Here is a 15,295-nt window from a genome sequence, read left to right on the forward strand (position 1 = left end):
GAAAGGAACATCAATGAAATGGTTTGAAATCATCCTGGTTGTGCTGACGCTGGGTACCGGCTTTATCTGGCTGCTGGACAAGCTGTTCCTGGCCAAGCGCCGTGCCGCGCGTGCCGGGCTGCTGGACAGCGAGCCGGCGATCATCGATTACTCGCGCGCGTTTTTTCCGGTGCTGGCGGTGGTACTGATCCTGCGCAGCTTTGTGGCCGAGCCGTACAAGATTCCATCCAGTTCGATGATGCCCAACCTGCTGATTGGCGATTTCATCCTGGTCAACAAGTTCGCCTACGGTTTCCGTCTGCCGATCACCAATACCAAATTCATTCCGACCAGCGAGCCCAAGCGCGGCGACGTGGTGGTGTTCAAGCCGCCGCATGCGCCGGATCAGAACTGGATCAAGCGCGTGGTCGGCCTGCCGGGCGACAAGATCGGCTTCCACGGCGACACGCTGTATATCAACGACAAGCCGATGCGCTATACGGTCAAGGGCGAGTACATCGGCAAGGGCAAGGGCGCCGAGATGACCGGCACCACCTTGCTGGTCGAGGACCTGCCGGGCCGTACGCATACCGTGCTGGAGTGGGTGGATCGCAACATGCCGGCCGGCCAGGGCGACTGGACGGTGCCGGCAGACAGCTATTTCGTGATGGGGGACAATCGCGACAATAGTGAAGACAGTCGGTTCTGGACCCAGACGCATTTTTTGCCGGAAGCCAATTTGCGCGGCAAGGCGTTTCTGATCTGGCTCAATTGCGAAGGGTGGTTCTGTAAGGGGAGTTTCGATCCGTCGCGGATCGGGACTGGAATCCAGTAAATGCACGCACGGCGTGCCGGGGAAAGCACAATGAAGCGCAAGCAAAGCGGTATGACGTTGACGTCGTTCGTGGTGGTGCTGGCGGTGGTCGGATTTGGCCTGTACATCGGGATGAAGCTGTTTCCGATGTATCAGGAGTATTACTCCGTCCGCACCGCAATGAAGGGCCTGGCCAATGAGCCCGGCAGTGCCAACATGGATCCGTCAAAGCTGCAGGATCTGTTCTTTCGTCGGCTGTACATCAATTACTCGGAGAACGTCAAAAAAGAAGACGTCAAGTTCGAGCGTGTTGAAGGCGGCTGGCGGATGAAGGTCAACTACGAAGTGCGTCGCGAGCTGATCGGCAATCTGGATATTGTCGGCAAGTTCGATACCTCGCAGGACATGACGAAACGCGGTGTCGAATAGAACCTTTCAACGTGGTGATCCGATCGGTCATGCATTCGCCGATCCGGGTCTGCTCGCCCAGGCGCTGCGGCATCGCAGCGCCGGGACGCCGCATAACGAGCGGCTGGAGTTTCTCGGCGACGGCATCGTCAATCTGCTGATCGCCGAGGCGTTGTATCAGCGCTGGCCCAAGGCCGACGAAGGCGCACTGACGCGCGCGCGCGCCGAGCTGGTGCGCGAAGGCGCACTGGCGGTGATTGGACGCACGCTCAATCTGGGCGAGCGGTTGACGCTGGGCCCGGGCGAACTCAAGTCCGGTGGCCATCGGCGCGATTCGATCCTGGCCGATGCGGTCGAGGCGATCGTTGCGGCCATCTATCTGGACTGCGGATTCGAACGCTGTCGCGCGGCGGTGCTTCCGTGGTTCGAGTCATCGCTTGCGGCGTTACCGGTCGGCAAGGCCGAAAAAGATCCCAAGACGCGGCTGCAGGAATGGCTGCAGGCACGGCAGCTGCCGCTGCCCAATTACGCTCTGATCAGCGAGAGCGGCGACGAACATGCCAAGCAGTTCCACGTCGCCTGCATTCTGGAGCAGCCCATCGCCCGCGCCGAGGGTCAGGGCACGTCGCGCCGTCTTGCCGAGCAACAGGCGGCGGCTACCGTCATCGCACAACTGGATGTAAACACGTGAGCGAAACCACTCCCCATCGTAGCGGCAGCGTTGCCATCATCGGCCGGCCGAATGTCGGCAAATCCACTCTGACCAATGCCCTGGTAGGCGCCAAGGTCAGCATCGTGTCCAATCGCCCGCAGACCACGCGGCATCGGCTGCTGGGCATCGCTACCTTCCCGGAAGGGCAGCTGGCGCTGGTCGACACGCCCGGGCTGCACCGCGAGCAAAAGCGCGCGATGAACCGGGTGATGAATCGCGCCGCGCGCGGTTCGCTCGAAGGCGTGGACGCCGCGGTGCTGGTGATCGAGGCCGGCCGTTGGGACGAAGAAGACACCCTGGCGTTTCGCGTGCTCAGCGATGCGGGGGTGCCGGTGGTGCTGGTCGTCAACAAGGTCGACCGGCTCAAGGACAAGACTGCGTTGTTCCCGTTTCTGGCGCAGGTCAGCGAGGGCCGTACGTTTGCCGCCGTGCACCCGGTGTCCGCGCTCAAGCGCAAGGGGCTGGAAGCATTGGTGAGCGATCTGCTCAAGCTGGTGCCCGAAGCCGAGGCGATGTATGGCGAAGACGAAATCACCGACCGCAGCCAGCGCTTTCTGGCCGGCGAGCTGGTGCGCGAGCAGCTGATGCGTCAATTGGGCGAAGAGCTGCCGTATGCCACCACCGTGGAAATCGAGCGCTTTGCCGAAGACGGCGCGCTGCTGCGGATCGGTGCGGTGATCTGGGTCGAGCGCGAAGGCCAGAAGGCGATCGTGATCGGCAAGGGCGGCACCCGTCTGAAGGAAATCGGCGGCAAGGCGCGCCTGCAGATGGAGCGGCTGTTCGGTGCAAAAGTGTTCCTGGAAACCTGGGTACGCGTGCGCGAAGGCTGGTCGGATGACGAAGCGGCGTTGAAGGCGTTCGGTTACGAATGAAAGCGGGGCCGGGGACCCGGGACCCGGGACCCGGAAAGCGGACGCTGTCCGCCAGTGCGCCGGCAATGCTACGGACATGGCGCAGGGCGATGTCTCGGCATGCTGCGCCCCGTGTTGAGCGAGCGGCGCTCGCTCCATCCGCGGCGGAGCTTTCAGCTTTGCGGAACAATGCCGGGATAAGTGTTGTGCAAATGGTGCGCGTGTCTGTGGACCGCGCATGCAGCTCGGGCAGCGCTGCTGCGCGCCGTCGCCATTCCGGAGGCGCTGCCCCTGCTGTCTACGTGTCCCGGGTCCCGGGTCCCCAGTCCCGGCAACTGCTTCCATGCTGATCGAGCACGAACACGGCTTTGTCCTGCATGTGCGCGCCTGGCGTGAGACCAGCTTGCTGGTGGAAGTTCTCACCGAGCAGCACGGGCGGGTGGGGTTGCTGGCGCGTGGCGTACAAGGCCCGCGCAAGCAAGCGCTGCGGGCGGCGCTGCAGCCGCTGCAACTGATTCAGTTCACGGCTGTGCAGCGCGGAGAACTTGCGCAACTGCGCCAGGCCGAAGCGCTGGATACAGCGCCGCGATTGGTCGGCGAACGCATGCTCGCCGGCTTCTATATCAGCGAGCTGTTGCTGCGTCTGGCTCCACGCAATGATGCGGTGCCCGAGCTTTATGCGTGCTACGCGCAGGCACGTGCGCATCTGGCCTCGGAGTTGTCGCTGGCGTGGGGGTTGCGCCAGTTCGAGCGCGATGTGCTGGAGGGGCTGGGGTTTGCCTTCGATCTGCAGCACGACAGCGACGGGCAGCCGATCGACCCGGCGGCGCGTTATCGACTCGATCCGCAGGAAGGTGCCATGCGGGTACTGAGCGAACGTCTGGCGCAGGATCGGCGTGAGACTGTCACCGGTGCGGCGTTGCTGGCGCTGGGGGAGGACACAATGCCTGCTACCGATGATATGCCCGGCTTGCGCCGCAGCATGCGTAGCGTGCTGTTGCATCATCTGAACGGACGCGGCCTGAAATCCTGGGAAATGCTGGAGGATCTGGCGCGGCGGCGTTGATCTGCACGACACGGCCCAAGCGCAGTGTCGCGTGTCATTTGACGAATCGCGTATCCGATCCTGCCGACATTCAGTCAGCGCCTGACCCGGGGGTGGCGCTGACGAATACAACCTCAGTTCAGTGCAATAACGCCGCCACCGCCGCATGAAACTGGGTCTGTGCGGTGTGCGATTGCGGGTCGCCACGCAGCAGGCGGACCGCGCCGGCCAGCCGGGCGGCGCCGACGAAACCGCAACTGGCCTGCAAGCGATGCAGATGATTGCGCAGCGCCTGCTCATCGCTGATGTTCAGTGCCGAGGTGACCGCGTCGCGTGTGCCCGGCAGCTCTGCCAGGAACAGTTCGCGCAGTGCGTTGAGGTGGTGCTGCTGACCGTTGAGCGCGCTCAGCGCTGCCGCCTCGTCCCAATCGCTGGCGGCGATGTCGACCACACCGACCGGCGCCACGCTGTAGCGGCCACGCGCCAGACCGCGACGCACCGCCTGCAGCAGGCGTTCGGTGGTCAGCGGCTTGACCAGCATTTCCAGAAAGCCATCGGACTGCAGACCACGCTGCATCGCCATGTCGCCATCGGCGGTATGCGCCAGCGCAGGCACGTCCGGATGCAGCAGACGCAACGCGCGCAGCAGGCCGCTGCCGGTGCCATCGGGGAGATTGACGTCGATCAGCCAAAGGTCGTGGCGACGTTCGCGCGCGCGGTCCAGCGCCGACGACAACGAATCTGCGCAATCCACCTGGGCCGGAAGGCTTTCCAGGGCAGCCTGCAGAAAGCCGCGGCTGATCGGGTCATCTTCCACCAACAAGAGTCGTGGATGGGGTTCCTGACGTGTCGCCATATTCATTGCTGCCTCCTTGTCAGCGGTGCCGCGTCCTGAGCTGCCGCGCGCATGCGAAGTTTGCCTGTGTTTGCGGGGCACGACAATTACCACGCCATGCAAGGCGGCCTCGGTCGATCGCATCTGCGACAATACGCACCCTTTTTGCCCGCAGCTTGTCGCCACGTGGCCAGAACCCGAAACCGTTTCGACCGTACCCCCTTCCAGACCGCCATCACCGACCTGAGCCATGACGGCCGCGGAGTGGCGCGCCGCGACGGTGAGGGCGGCAAGGTCACCTTCATCAGTGGCGCCTTGCCCGGTGAACTGGTGCGTGCCGAGCCCACCGCGCGCAGCCGCCATTTCGATGAAGCCAAGACGGTGGACGTGCTGGAGGCCTCGCCGCAGCGGGTCACCCCGCGCTGCCCGCATTTCGGCGTGTGCGCCGGGTGCGTGTTGCAGCATCTGGAGGAGTCGCAGCAGATCGTGGCCAAGCAGCGCGTGCTGATGGACAACCTAGAGCGCATCGGCCACGTCAGCCCGCAGACGGTGCTGCCGGCGCTGGTCGGCGACACCTGGGGCTACCGGCGTAAAGGCCGCTTCTCGGTGCGGCGGGTGGAGAAGAAGGACAAAACCCTGGTCGGTTTTCGCGAACTCGACCCGCGCTTCGTGGCCGACCTGTCGGTCTGCTACACGGTGCTCCCGGAGATCGGCGAAAAGATCCCGCTGCTGGCGGCTCTGATCGAAAACATGGATGGCAAGCGCGACATCCCGCAGATCGAGTTCATCGCTGGCGACGATGCGGTGGCGTTGACCATCCGCCACATGCAGCCGCTCAGCGAGCGCGATCGGCAAGCCTGGGTGGAATTTGCGCAGACCCACGGGTTTGCGATCTTCTTGCAGCCCGGCGGCGTGGACAGCGTGCATCCGTTGTGGCCGCAGGACGTGCCGCTGTCGTTCCGCCTGCCCCAATGGGACGTCGAGCTGGCGTTCCGGCCGCTGGACTTCATCCAGGTCAATGCCTCGCTCAACCAGAAGATGATTGCGCACGCGCTGACGCTGCTCGATGCCAAACCCGATGACCGCGTGCTGGATCTGTTCTGCGGGTTGGGCAATTTCACCCTGCCGCTGGCAAGAACGGTGCGCGAGGTGGTCGGCGTGGAAGGCGATGCCGGATTAGTGGCGCGCGCCAAGGAAAACGCGCAACGCAATGGCCTGGACAATGCGCAGTTTTATGCGGCCGATCTGACCCAGGATCAGCGCAATACGCCCTGGATGCGTCAGGGCTTCGACAAGCTGCTGCTGGATCCGCCGCGTTCGGGCGCATTGGAAGTGCTGCAGCAACTGCCGCTGAAGAAATTCGAGCGCATCGTGTATGTCAGCTGCCACCCGGGTTCGCTGGCGCGCGACGCCGGCTACCTGGTCAACGAGCAGCGCTTTACGCTGGTGTCGGCCGGTGCGATGGATATGTTCCCGCACACCGCGCATGTGGAAAGCATTGCGGTGTTTGAACGGCGGTGATTGAGATGCGGTGATTGGGGATTGGGCATTTGGGATTCGTTAGAGCGCATCCGGTGTCCGTCAGTTGGCCGCTGTCACCCTCGTATCCTGTAAGCCCAGAATGTAGCTTTGCTGTTGCTTTTACGAATCCCCACTCTCGACTCCCTAATCCCATGCCTACAGAAATCGAACGCAAGTTTCTTGTCACCGGCGACGTCTGGCGTAGCGCTGCGCATGCGGTGATCCCGATGGCGCAGGGATACATCAACGATCAGGCGTCGTTGCGCAGTGGCGCGCAGAACGCGTCGGTGCGCGTGCGCATCCAGGGCGAGAGTGCGTTTCTCAATCTGAAGTCGCGCGAGGTCGGGCATACCCGCCAGGAATTCGAGTACCCGGTCCCCCTTGCCGATGCACGCGCGTTGCTGGCGTTGTGCGTGGGCGGCTTGATCGACAAGCGCCGGCATCTGGTCGAGTACCAGGGGCATGTGTGGGAAGTAGATGAATTCCTGGGCGACAACGCAGGGTTGGTGGTGGCCGAGATCGAGCTTGGCAGTGCTGACGAGGCGTTCGCCAAGCCGCAATGGATCGGTGCGGAAGTCACCGACGACGTGCGCTATTACAACCTGGCACTGGCCTCCCATCCGTTCTCGCAGTGGGTGGAGAGCCGGGAGTCGGGATTGGGCATTCGGGATTCGTAGAAGCCAAGGCGCATGCGTCGGCCCTGGGCGATGCCTTGCGCATCACCAATCACGATTCTCCAATCCCTGTCTCGGTATTGGGCTTATGCTTTGCGAATCCTAAGATCCCCACCGACGAATCCCCGCTCATGCGCATCGACATCTGGTCCGACGTGGTCTGCCCCTGGTGCTGGATCGGCAAGCGCCGTTTTGAACAGGCGGTCGCTGCGCTAGGGGCGCAGCTGCCGGCATTGGACATCCATTACCACGCGTTCGAGCTCGACCCGGATGCCGGTGCCGAGCCGGTGCCATTGCGCGATGCGTTGGCGCGCAAGTTCGGCGGTGCGGCGCGCGTGGATCAGATGCTTGCGCAGACCCAGGACACCGCACGCGCGGAAGGCCTGCCATTCGACTTCGGGCGTGGCCAGGTACAGGTCAGCACGTTGCGAGCACATCGCTTGCTCTGGCTGGCCACACACGAGGGCGATGTCGGTGCGGTGATGGAAGCCTTGTTCCATGCGCATTTTGCGCAAGGCCAGAACGTGGCTGCCACCGACACGCTGCTGCGTGCGGGTGAGGCCGGCGGGCTTGCAGCCTCGCGCGTGCAGGCGATGCTCGACTCCGACGAAGGCATTGTGGAGGTACAGGCACAGTTGGCACAGGCCAGCGCGCTGGGCATCCGTGCAGTGCCCAGCTTCGTGATCGACGGGCGTAGCCTGATCCAGGGCGCGCAGCCGCCGGAGACGTTTGCGCAGGCGCTGCTGCAGTTGGCCGCCGAATCGGTGCCGATTGGCGGCGCCGATGCGTGCGGACCCGATGGATGTGCGGTGTGACAGATCGCCTGCGTCATGCCCGTGCCGGCGACTGACCGGGCGATGCAGCCACACCGCCCGCGAACGGTTGCGGTGATCGGCGCCGGCCTGGCAGGGCTCGCGTGTGCCAAAACGCTGCAGGCGGCCGGCGCGGTAGTGACCGTGTACGAGCAGGGCGATGCGATGGGTGGACGCATGCGTGCTCGCATGGGCGCCGGCTGGCAGTGCGATGTGGGCGCGCAGTATTTCACCGCACGCGATCCGGATTTTGCCGCAGTGGTGAACAGCTGGGTCGCCGCCGGCGTCGCGGCGCGTTGGCCTGCGCGCATCGCAAGCTGGGATGGACGTGCACTGCGCGCTTCGCACACCGCGCTGACGCGTTTTGTCGGCATACCGGAGATGGCCGCTCCCGCGCGTGCGCTGGCGGCAGGGCTGGATGTTCGGCTGCAGGCGTCTGTCCGCAGCTTGCAACGCAGTGGCCAGGGCTGGGCGTTGGGCGTGCACGGCGTGCCCGCGCTGCATGTGGTCGATACGGTGTTGCTCGCGCTTACTGCGCCGGATGCGGCCGCGCTGTTGGCAGAGAACGCGCCTGCGCTTGCGACCATCGCACGCGATGCAAACATGCAACCCGCCTGGGCGGTGGTGTTACGGTTCGATGCGTGCATCGATCCTGGCTATGACGCGTTGTTCGTCAATGCAGGACCAGTGCGCTGGGTGGCGCGCGACGCCAGCAAACCGGCACGGCACGGCGCCGAGACCTGGCTGCTGCATGCCACCGCCGACTGGAGCCAGCTGCATTTCGATGCCACGCCCGAGGACGTCATCGCCATGCTGCTGCCGGAATTGGCGGCGCTCGGCCTGCCGCCGCCGCAGGCCTGCGACGCCTATCGGTGGGAGGTGGCCAGCACCGATCCGCCGTTGCAGATCGGCTGTGTTTGGGATGCGCCGCATGGCCTTGGCCTGTGCGGCGATTGGCTGGCGGGCGGCAAGGTCGAGGGCGCGTGGCAAAGCGGAACCGCCTTGGCGCAGCGGGTGTGTGCCGACAGTGTCACGCACCATGCGGATGCATAAGCCGGTGGCGCGTCCGTGGTGTTGAGCCTCAATGTCGCGCAATGGCAGAGCGGTTTTTGCGTTGCAGACAGCGCAGATGCACAGATGTCGTGCACAGCGCTGCCGAATGCCTGCCCGAGCCCCCGACTGATGCAAACGCGCCCTGTCTGCATGCGTGAGCTCAGCACCAATGCGTGACTCCGATACGACCACCAGCGCTTCGCAAACGCCTGCGCACACGCTCCGCCTGATCCTGGGCGATCAGCTCAACCCGCAGCACAGCTGGTTTGCGACGCACGACACCGGCGTGGTCTACGTGCTGATGGAGGTGCGCGAGGAAACCGATTACGTGCTGCATCACGCGCAGAAGATCCTGGCGATCTTTGCGGCAATGCGCGCGTTTGCCGCGCGCTTGCGGCAGCACGGGCACCGCGTGCGCTATGTCGCGATCGATGCCCCCAGTAATCGGCAGTCCATTCCGGCCAATCTTGAAGCCTTGATGGCGCATTACCGCGCCGAGCATCTGCAGTATCAGGCGCCGGACGAATGGCGGCTGGATGAGGCGCTGCGCCACTGGAGCGCTGGCTGCGCATTTGCCACGCACATGGTCGATAGCGAGCATTTCTTGACCGAACGCGATGAGGTGGCAGCGTGTTTCCGCCCCGGAAGTCAGTGGCGCATGGAGGTCTTTTATCGACGGATGCGCACGCGCCATCGCATCCTGCTCGATGCCTCCAGCCAACCGGAAGGTGGGCGTTGGAATTTCGATCACGACAATCGCGCGCCGTGGCCCGGCGATCCGCCAGCGCCGCAGGAGTGGCGTGCCGCGCACGACCATGGCGCGTTGTGGCAACGCATCGAAGCTGCCGGCGTGCGCAGTTTCGGTGTACCGAATGCGCAGGCGCTGCCATGGCCGCTGGACCGCGATGAAGCCTTGCAGCATCTGGATGCCTTCATCGCCACTGCGCTGCCGGAGTTCGGCCGCTACGAAGATGCGATGAGCACGCGCAGCCCGCGGCTATTCCATTCGCTGCTGTCGTTCGCGCTCAACGTCAAGATGCTGCACCCGGCCGAAGTGATTGCGCGTGCCGAAACGGCATGGCGGCAAGGACACGCACCGCTGGCCTCGGTGGAAGGTTTTATCCGGCAGATCCTGGGCTGGCGCGAATACGTGCGCGGCGTGTACTGGTCGCAGATGCCCGGCTATGCGCAGTCCAATCAGCTGGATCAGCATGCGCCACTGCCGCAGTGGTTCTGGGACGGGCAGATCGGCATGCGGTGCCTGGCCGATGCCGTCGGCAATTCGCTGGCCAATGCGCATGCGCACCATATCCAGCGGCTGATGGTGATCGGCAATTTTGCGCTGCTGGCGGGGCTGGACCCGCAGGCGCTGCATCGCTGGTATCTGGGTGTCTACATCGATGCGTTCGAGTGGGTGGAGTTGCCCAACACGGTGGGCATGAGTCAGTTTGCCGACGGTGGCCTGCTCGGTAGCAAGCCGTATATCAGTGGTGCGGCCTATATCGATCGCATGAGCGATTACTGCAGCGGCTGCCGCTATCAGCGCAAGGCGCGCACCGGTGCGCGGGCCTGCCCGTACAACGCGCTGTACTGGGATTTCCTTGCGCGGCAGCGCCCGCTGCTGGGCACGAACGAACGCCTGGCGATGCCGTATCGGCAGCTCGATGGCATGGCACCCGAGGTGCTGGAAGGCATCCAGATCCAGGCCGCACACTGGCGGGCGAATCTGGACCGTCTTTGAGGCGGCGAAGACCGAAGTCGTCTGCTGGACGGCCAGCGCGGTCGTAAACCTGCCGCATGCGTCCCACTGCGGACCGCCGCGTGCCATACGCCGCTGGCGAGCTGGGCAGCACAGCTGTCGTGTCTGCCCGGGGAAGCAGGCTGTTGCGTTCGCGGTGCGAATGACGGCACCGGCACTGCCAGCGCCAGGGGCGCGAGCTAAAGGCGATTACTTGGCTGGCGGTATCGGTGCGCGGGCGCCGCAACGCCTGGCCGCAAGGCGCTTCGGTCAGTGGACGTCAGCCCCCGCCTGAATGCGCGATCTGACGCTGCAACGCGCATCTGCGACAATGCCGCGCTGCGCCCTCGTGGCGCCTGGCCCGGGAGTCCCCCAACATGCTTCTGATCGGCGTTGCCGGTACCGAACTCAGCGCACAGGAACGCGACTGGCTGCAGCACGATGCCGTTGCCGGCGTGGTGCTGTTCAAGCGCAACTTCGCCTCGCGCACCCAGGTGGCCGAGCTGTCGGCATCCATCCGCGCTACCGCGCCGCGCCCGGTGTTGCTGTGCGTGGATCAGGAAGGCGGCCGCGTGCAGCGGTTTCGCGACGGCTTCAGCGCGCTGGCGCCGTTGCAAAGCTTCGGTACGCAGTATTTGCAGGATCCGCAAGGCGCGCTTGCCGCGGCCCGTGCGCACGCGCAGCTGATGGCCACTGAAGTGCGCGCCAGCGGCGTGGACCTGAGCTTTGCGCCGGTGGTGGACCTGGGCCGCGGCAACCGCGCCATCGGCGATCGCGCCTTCAGCGACGACCCGCAGATCGTGGCCACCTTCACCCGCGCCTATGTGCAGGCGCTGCACGGCGCCGGCATGGCCGCCACGCTCAAGCATTTCCCCGGCCACGGCACGGTGCTCGAAGACACCCATGTGGATCACGCCAGCGACCCGCGTTCGCTGGAGCAATTGCAGGCCGACGATCTGCTGCCATTCGTGGCCGGCATCGAGGCCGGTGCCGACGCAGTGATGATGGCGCACGTGGTCTACCCGCAGGTCGCGCCGGAACCGGCTGGTTATTCGCAGCGCTGGATCGAGCAGATCCTGCGCGGCCAGATGGGCTTCCGCGGCGTGGTGTTTTCCGACGACATCGGCATGGCCGCTTCGTTCAGCGCCGGCGGCGTGGCGGGCCGGGTGCATGCGCACCTGGATGCCGGCTGCGACGTGGTGCTGGTCTGCCATCCGGAACTGGTCGACGAATCGCTGCAGGCCGTGCAAGGCCGCAACCTCAATACCGCAGCGCTGATCGGCTTGATCGGTCGCGGCGCGCTCGGCTGGGACGGCCTGCTTGCCGGCACCGATGCCTCTTTCAACACTCCTTCCGCCCCTTTCGGATCAATTGCCTGATGTCCACGCTCACCATTTCCCAGGCCCTGGCCCAAGCCGATCTGCTGGTCGACCGCCCGGCCATCGATGCCGCCGTCGGCACCATTGCCGATGCCATCGCGCGCGACTATGCCGGCGAAGTGCCGGTGTATCTCACCATCATGCACGGCGCGCTGCCGTTCTCCGGCCAGTTGGCGCTGGAACTGGGCGCACGTGGGCAGGACCTGCAGTTCGATTACCTGCATGCCACCCGTTACCGTGGCGAAACCGTCGGCGGCGAGCTGGTCTGGAAGCACCGCCCGGCAACCGCGCTGTTCGGCCGCCGGGTGATCCTGGTCGACGACATTCTGGATGAGGGCTACACGCTGCAGGGCGTGCGCCAGTGGTGCCTGGAGCAGGGCGCCACCGACGTGCGCGTGGCAGTGTTGACTGTCAAGCGTCACGACCGCTGCGTGCCGGGCGTCACCGCCGATTACGTGGGCGTCGAAGTGGCCGACCGCTATGTGTTCGGCTTCGGCATGGACGTCAACGAACAGCTGCGCGGTATTCCCGCCATCTATGCGATGAAGCAGTAAGGCACGCGCGGTGATCTGCAACGCGGCGGCGTAGCCGCCAGGCGGACGCGGCCGCTGCGCGCAATCGGTGTGCACGGTATGTGTCACCCGGTGTTGCCTTGGCGCCCATCGCCGCCGGACGATCGCTCGCTACGCTTTACTGGTCGTTCTTGAATCACTGGCCCGCCACTGCGCGGGCAATCGTGCGCGCTTGCGCGCTTCCACGTCCGTTACGTTGCAGAGGTCGGTTGTGTCTTCCAATTCCATCGCATTGGCCGTTATCGGCGGCACTGGTGTCTACAAGCTCGCGCAGCTCGATGACGTGCAGGCCCACGAACTGGACACGCCCTACGGCGCGCCGTCGGGGCCGATCCGCGTCGGCATGCTGCTCGGCCATCGGGTGGCGTTCCTGGCCCGGCATGGCGAAGGCCATTCGCTGCCGCCGCACAAGGTCAATTACCGCGCAAATATCGCTGCGTTGCAGCAAATTGGCGTTTCGCGCGTGCTTGCGCTCAACACGGTCGGCGGCATTACCGACCAGTTCGGCCCGCGCGTGCTGGCATGCCCCGATCAGCTGATCGATTACACCTGGGGGCGCGTGTCCACCTTCTGCGAAGAGCCGGGCAGCGAGGTGCAGCACGTGGATTTCGGTCATCCGTATTCGCCGATGTTTCGCAGCAAGGTCATCGCTGCGGCCAAGGTGACCGGCGTCACGATGGTGGCCGGCGGGTGCTACGGCGCGACGCAAGGGCCGCGTCTGGAAACGATTGCAGAGATCGCCCGCATGCGTCGCGATGGCTGCGATCTGGTCGGTATGACCGGCATGCCCGAAGCCGGGCTTGCGCGCGAAAAAGGCCTGGAATATGCGTGTCTGGCGATCGTGGCGAACTGGGCGGCCGGTTGCGGCGACGCGCAGGAAATCACCATGGCCGAGGTCTTGGCCAACGTGGATGCCGCCTCGTCCGGGTTGCCCGAACTGATTGGCGAACTTGCACGCGGGTGATTGTCATTGGGGAATAAGCTTTGCATACTCGGCGCGTACGCACCGCCGTACACCACCCATTAATTATTGCAAAGGTCTCGCATCACCATGCCGAACGGTACCGTCAAGTGGTTCAACGACGCCAAGGGATTTGGCTTCATCTCACCGGAGGACGGCAGCGCCGATGTCTTCGCGCACTTCTCCGCGATCAATTCCAAGGGCTTCCGCAGCCTGCAGGAAGGCCAGCGCGTCAGTTATGACGTGACCCAGGGTCCCAAGGGTGCCCAGGCTTCGAACATCACGCCGGTCGAGTAATCTGACTCGACTGTGCGGTTGAAGAACCCCGCCACGGCGGGGTTTTTTTTGCACCGGTCCACGCGGGGCCGGTGTTCGCGAACCAGAGCAGGGACGATGCAACAAGCATTACGGATTGCGGTAGTGGGCTATGGAACGGCAGGGCAGGCGCTGGCGGTCTTGCTGGGCGCCGATGGCCATCGACTGGACGTCTTCGAGCGCGCCGCCAAGCCGGGGCCGGTCGGTGCCGGCTTCCTGCTGCAGCCCAGCGGCCTGCAGGTGTTGTGGAAGATGGGCATGTTGTCGCAGGCCCTGATGCATGGCGCGCCGGTGCGCCGCCTGTATGGCGAAACGCCATGCGGGCGCGCGGTGATGGACATGCAATACCGCGATCTGGATGCCCGCCTGATGGGTCTGGGCATGCAGCGCGGTGCGTTGTTCTCGCTGTTGTGCGATGCCTGGCCCGAGTACGCGCAGCTGCAGACCGATACCCAGATCACCGCCATCGATCACGAGGGCAGGCGCGTGCAGGACCAGCGTGGGCAATGGCATGGTCCGTACGATCTGATTATCGCTGCCGATGGCTCGGCTTCCACGCTGCGCGCGCAGGTGCAGGGCACCCGGCTGGATCGGGTGTATCCGTGGGGCGCGCTGTGGTGTCTGTTGCCGCGCGAGGATTGGCCGTTTGTCGACGAACTGCGCCAGCGTTATATCGGTGCGCGCAAGATGATCGGGCTGCTGCCGGTAGGCACGCGGCCTGGCGACGACACCCCGCGCCTGAGTTTTTTCTGGAGCCTGCCATGCAGCGATTTTGCTGCCTGGGAGCAGCGCGGCATCGGCGCGTGGCGCGATGAGGTGGCGCAGATGTGGCCGGACGCACATCTGCGTCTGGACAGCGTGCAGGTGCACACCGCGCTGGCACGCGCCAGCTACCGCGATGCGGTGATGAGGCGCTGGCACCGTGGCCGTTTTGTCCTTGCCGGCGACGCCGCACATGCGATGAGCCCGCAGCTGGGCCAGGGCGTCAACATGGCATTGCTGGATGCATTGGCCATGCGCGATGCCTTGCGCGCGGGCGAAGATATCGATGACGCCTTGCAGCGCTATCAGCGCGAGCGCCAGGCACATGTGGCGATCTATCACCGCTGGAGCCGCTGGCTCACGCCGCTGTTTCAATCCGAGCGCGATGTATGGGCAAGCGGGCGCGACCTGTTGCTGCAGCCGATGGGGCGCGTACCGGGCGGTCGTGGCCACATGCTGCGCGTGCTCAGCGGCACCCAGCATGGCTGGTTCGGAAAGTTGGCGATGGCGCCGGAGTTCGTGGACGCGTTGTCGCAACCATTACCGCAAGCGCTGCCACGGCCGCAGAGCGTTGCCAACAGCGGCTGAGCGGACGCAGGTGCTCGCCGCGCGTGGCGGGTAGTTGGAAGCGGCAGGTATCGTTGGATGCTTCGGTGTCGAGCGTATCGGCCACACCGCTCGACGATGGTTCGGGGCTGTGTGTGTGCGTGGTGCCATTACGCGTCGTAGCAACGCTGACGTAGCGGGTGTACACACGGTTGCCAGGAGCAGCTAAAAAGCCTGGCGAGCAGTCGTCGAGTGTAGACGGCGCAGTCAGAATCTGAGTGCGCGAGTAGGAGTGCACCAGGAATCCATACGCACCGG

16 protein-coding genes are annotated in these 15,295 nt (G+C 64.8%); 15 read left to right on the forward strand and 1 reads right to left on the reverse strand.

What is annotated here, in order from left to right:
* Positions 1-13: 13 nt before the first annotated feature.
* The 5 genes from lepB to recO all read left to right on the forward strand — a co-directional run bounded on the left by lepB (position 14) and on the right by recO (position 3,830).
* Positions 14-814: a signal peptidase I gene (lepB, locus tag ABQU90_RS03110; RefSeq protein WP_055845359.1), complete on the forward strand. Its 801-nt coding sequence runs from the start codon at positions 14-16 to the stop codon at positions 812-814.
* Complete coding sequence (locus ABQU90_RS03115; protein ID WP_323521920.1) at positions 815-1,222, forward strand: DUF4845 domain-containing protein; 408 nt, start codon at positions 815-817, stop codon at positions 1,220-1,222.
* Positions 1,212-1,892 (forward strand): ribonuclease III, encoded by a 681-nt coding sequence (rnc, locus tag ABQU90_RS03120; RefSeq protein ID WP_323521922.1) that lies wholly within the window; start codon positions 1,212-1,214, stop codon positions 1,890-1,892. Before ABQU90_RS03115 ends, rnc begins: the two co-directional genes overlap by 11 nt.
* Positions 1,889-2,785 (forward strand): GTPase Era, encoded by an 897-nt coding sequence (era, locus tag ABQU90_RS03125; RefSeq protein WP_055845351.1) that lies wholly within the window; start codon positions 1,889-1,891, stop codon positions 2,783-2,785. Before rnc ends, era begins: the two co-directional genes overlap by 4 nt.
* 322 nt (positions 2,786-3,107) lie before the next feature.
* The gene (recO, locus tag ABQU90_RS03130) at positions 3,108-3,830 is read left to right on the forward strand and encodes a DNA repair protein RecO (RefSeq protein WP_323514188.1); all 723 of its coding nucleotides are present in this window, start codon (positions 3,108-3,110) and stop codon (positions 3,828-3,830) included.
* 118 nt (positions 3,831-3,948) lie between these two features.
* Here recO and ABQU90_RS03135 read toward each other — a convergent pair whose 3' ends face one another.
* A complete protein-coding gene (locus ABQU90_RS03135; RefSeq protein WP_115512204.1) occupies positions 3,949-4,671 on the reverse strand; it encodes a response regulator in 723 nt (240 codons plus the stop codon).
* Positions 4,672-4,830: 159 nt separating this feature from the next.
* On the opposite strand from ABQU90_RS03135, the gene rlmD reads away from it, so the two are divergent.
* The 10 genes from rlmD to ABQU90_RS03185 all read left to right on the forward strand — a co-directional run bounded on the left by rlmD (position 4,831) and on the right by ABQU90_RS03185 (position 15,019).
* Complete coding sequence (gene rlmD, locus ABQU90_RS03140) at positions 4,831-6,165, forward strand: 23S rRNA (uracil(1939)-C(5))-methyltransferase RlmD (protein WP_323521924.1); 1,335 nt, start codon at positions 4,831-4,833, stop codon at positions 6,163-6,165.
* Positions 6,166-6,317: 152 nt separating this feature from the next.
* Entirely contained in the window at positions 6,318-6,842 is a 525-nt protein-coding gene (locus tag ABQU90_RS03145; RefSeq protein ID WP_323521926.1) for a CYTH domain-containing protein, read from the forward strand.
* 128 nt (positions 6,843-6,970) lie between these two features.
* Complete coding sequence (locus ABQU90_RS03150) at positions 6,971-7,654, forward strand: DsbA family oxidoreductase (protein ID WP_115512200.1); 684 nt, start codon at positions 6,971-6,973, stop codon at positions 7,652-7,654.
* A 42-nt stretch (positions 7,655-7,696) separates the two neighbouring features.
* Positions 7,697-8,704 carry an NAD(P)/FAD-dependent oxidoreductase gene (locus ABQU90_RS03155; protein WP_323521928.1) on the forward strand — a complete coding sequence of 336 codons (1,008 nt, stop codon included), beginning with the start codon at positions 7,697-7,699 and terminating at the stop codon, positions 8,702-8,704.
* A gap of 169 nt (positions 8,705-8,873) precedes the next feature.
* A complete protein-coding gene (locus tag ABQU90_RS03160; protein ID WP_323521930.1) occupies positions 8,874-10,445 on the forward strand; it encodes a cryptochrome/photolyase family protein in 1,572 nt (523 codons plus the stop codon).
* A gap of 374 nt (positions 10,446-10,819) precedes the next feature.
* Positions 10,820-11,821, forward strand: coding sequence for a beta-N-acetylhexosaminidase (nagZ, locus tag ABQU90_RS03165; RefSeq protein ID WP_323521932.1), 1,002 nt, complete (start codon positions 10,820-10,822; stop codon positions 11,819-11,821).
* Entirely contained in the window at positions 11,821-12,375 is a 555-nt protein-coding gene (locus ABQU90_RS03170) for a hypoxanthine-guanine phosphoribosyltransferase (protein ID WP_055845328.1), read from the forward strand. Before nagZ ends, ABQU90_RS03170 begins: the two co-directional genes overlap by 1 nt.
* A 229-nt stretch (positions 12,376-12,604) precedes the next feature.
* Positions 12,605-13,357 (forward strand): S-methyl-5'-thioinosine phosphorylase, encoded by a 753-nt coding sequence (locus ABQU90_RS03175; protein ID WP_323521933.1) that lies wholly within the window; start codon positions 12,605-12,607, stop codon positions 13,355-13,357.
* A gap of 87 nt (positions 13,358-13,444) precedes the next feature.
* On the forward strand, positions 13,445-13,651 hold the full coding sequence (cspE, locus tag ABQU90_RS03180; protein ID WP_003488188.1) for a transcription antiterminator/RNA stability regulator CspE: 207 nt from the start codon (positions 13,445-13,447) through the stop codon (positions 13,649-13,651).
* Positions 13,652-13,747: 96 nt separating this feature from the next.
* Positions 13,748-15,019, forward strand: a complete 1,272-nt coding sequence (locus ABQU90_RS03185; protein WP_323521935.1) for an FAD-dependent oxidoreductase — start codon at positions 13,748-13,750, stop codon at positions 15,017-15,019.
* Positions 15,020-15,295 lie beyond the last annotated feature (276 nt).

The organism is Xanthomonas sp. WHRI 10207, from assembly GCF_040202975.1.
In the GTDB taxonomy this organism is placed as follows: Bacteria; Pseudomonadota; Gammaproteobacteria; order Xanthomonadales; family Xanthomonadaceae; genus Xanthomonas.